The sequence below is a fragment of the Bartonella queenslandensis AUST/NH15 genome (genome assembly GCF_000312585.1).
Classification (GTDB): Bacteria; Pseudomonadota; Alphaproteobacteria; order Rhizobiales; family Rhizobiaceae; genus Bartonella; species Bartonella queenslandensis_A.
This window is the reverse complement of sequence record NZ_HE998003.1, coordinates 44943-47151: the sequence shown is the minus strand read 5'-3', so window position 1 is coordinate 47151 and position 2209 is coordinate 44943. Positions and strand designations below refer to the sequence as shown.

The 2209-nt window shown below is 39.6% G+C and carries 3 protein-coding genes and 1 pseudogene; all 4 read left to right on the top strand.

The genetic code is table 11. The features are described from left to right. Positions 1 to 707, top strand: a 707-nt coding sequence (locus BN338_RS05375) for a phosphomethylpyrimidine synthase ThiC (RefSeq protein WP_039759798.1), incomplete at its 5' end; no start/stop codon positions are given. Further along, a complete protein-coding gene (locus BN338_RS05370) occupies positions 704 to 1654 on the top strand; it encodes an FAD-dependent oxidoreductase (RefSeq protein ID WP_039759796.1) in 951 nt (316 codons plus the stop codon). The genes BN338_RS05375 and BN338_RS05370, both read left to right, overlap by 4 nt. Positions 1655 to 1657: 3 nt before the next feature. Then, positions 1658 to 1855, top strand: a complete 198-nt coding sequence (thiS, locus tag BN338_RS05365; RefSeq protein ID WP_039759793.1) for a sulfur carrier protein ThiS — start codon at positions 1658 to 1660, stop codon at positions 1853 to 1855. 5 nt (positions 1856 to 1860) lie between these two features. Next, positions 1861 to 2209 (top strand): annotated as a pseudogene (locus tag BN338_RS05360) (beta/alpha barrel domain-containing protein); the annotation flags it as partial.

The following is a 2209-nucleotide window of genomic DNA, read 5'->3' as shown; positions in this document are numbered from 1 at the left end:
CCGATGCCAATGATGAAGCACAATTTGCCGAACTTAAAACTTTAGGAGAATTGACAAAAATTGCTTGGGAAAAAAATGTACAGGTTATGATTGAAGGACCGGGACATGTCCCAATGCACAAAATTAAAGAAAATATGGAACAACAACTCGATCTCTGTCATGAAGCCCCTTTTTATACTTTGGGACCTCTTACAATGGATATCGCTCCTGGTTATGACCATATTACATCAGCAATTGGTGCGGCTATGATTGGATGGTTTGGAACTGCTATGTTGTGCTATGTAACACCTAAAGAACATTTAGGACTACCCGATAAAAATGATGTTAAAACGGGAGTTATCACTTATAAAATCGCCGCTCATGCGGCTGATCTTGCAAAAGGTTTACCCAGAGCACAGTTGCGCGATGATGCTCTTTCACGTGCACGATTTGACTTTAGATGGCATGATCAATTCAACCTATCTCTTGATCCAGAAACAGCTTGTAGCTTTCATGATGAAACAATGCCTAAAGATGCCCATAAATTGGTGCATTTTTGTTCTATGTGTGGACCCAAATTCTGTTCTATGCGTATTTCCCATGATATTCGTGATGCTGCAGCACTTAAAAAAACAAAAGGTGAAGGTATGATTGCTATGGCTGAAAAATATCAAGAAAATGGTGACCTTTATGTCGATGCACCTCAAAAAAAGAGAGTAAATAGTTGAGGAATATTCTTATCAAAGGTGCGGGCGTTGCTGGTTTAACCGTCGCTTTTATGTTACAACAAAAAGGTGCTCGTGTTACTGTATCAGCTCCTCGACATTCTCCTATAGGATCATCCAGTTGGTATGCAGGAGGAATGCTCGCTCCTTATTGTGAAAAAGAAAACACTGAACAGATTGTTGAAGACCTTGGTGTACAAGCTATACGATGGTGGCGCAAAACATTTCCAGATCTTGTTACACAAAAAGGTACCTTAGTGGTGGCTCCTACACGCGATAGAGGGGAACTTGAACGGTTTTCACTTCGCACACATCATCATAGAACCATAAACCGCACAGAAATAGCCCATCTGGAACCAGATCTTGCTGAACGTTTTGACTATGCGCTTTTTTATGAAAGTGAAGCTCACCTTGATCCTCGCAAAACACTTATTACTTTAAAAGAAAAACTGATAAAAAATGGCGTATGTTTTGTTGATGTCAAAACATCTGAAACAAATTTTGATATGATCATTGATGCAACAGGAATAGCACGTTTAGGAAAAGATAAAAGTATACGGGGCGTGCGCGGCGAAATGCTCCTCGTGCGCAGTACAGATATTAAAATATCTCGCCCAATTCGTCTTCTCCATCCACGGTTTCCACTCTATGTTGTTCCACGGCAAGATGATATTTTCATGATTGGAGCAACGATGATTGAAAGTGACTTTGGTGGTCCAATCTCTGTAAGATCCATGATGGAATTGCTCAACGCTGCTTATACATTGCACCCTGCTTTTGCTGAAGCAGAAATTATTGAATCCGGCGTTGGGGTTCGTCCAGCTTATCCTGATAACTTCCCTTCTGTATGCAAATATGGTAAACATATTTCTGTGAATGGGTTTTATAGACATGGTTTTCTTTTGTCTCCAGAAATGGCAAAACGAGCAATGAAATTGGCATTGGAATAAAACATGCAAATATTTGTTAATGGTGAAACAATTCAAACAGAAACCTCTTTTCTTAGTCTCTTGCTTGTGGAATTGGGATATGAAGGGAGTTGGCTAGCAACTGCTGTTAATGCTGAAGTTATTCCTGTAGAGGCGCGCGATCAATTTATTTTACATGAAGGAGATAAAGTTGAAATTTTAAGCCCAATGCAAGGAGGCTAATATTCATGTTGAATCTTTATGGACGTGAATTCTCATCCCGTCTTATGTTAGGTACAGCGCAATATCCTTCTCCTGCTATCCTTCGTGATGCTATTCATAAATCGAATACAGAAATTGTAACCGTTTCATTACGTCGAGAAAGTGCAGGGGGAAAACAAGGAGGGAAGTTTTGGCAATTTCTTCAAGAACTCGATATAACGATACTTCCCAATACTGCTGGTTGTTATACTGTTAAAGAAGCCGTAACGACAGCCCATTTAGCTCGTGATCTCTTTAAAACCTCTTGGATTAAACTAGAAATTATTGGTAATGCAGATACCTTACAACCCAATATTTTTTCTTAATTGAAGCAGC

What these genes read in the sequence shown, in the direction of transcription:
- thiS (WP_039759793.1), top strand. Translation starts at nt 1,658, where the DNA reads ATGCAAATATTTGTTAATGGTGAAACAATTCAAACAGAAACCTCTTTT.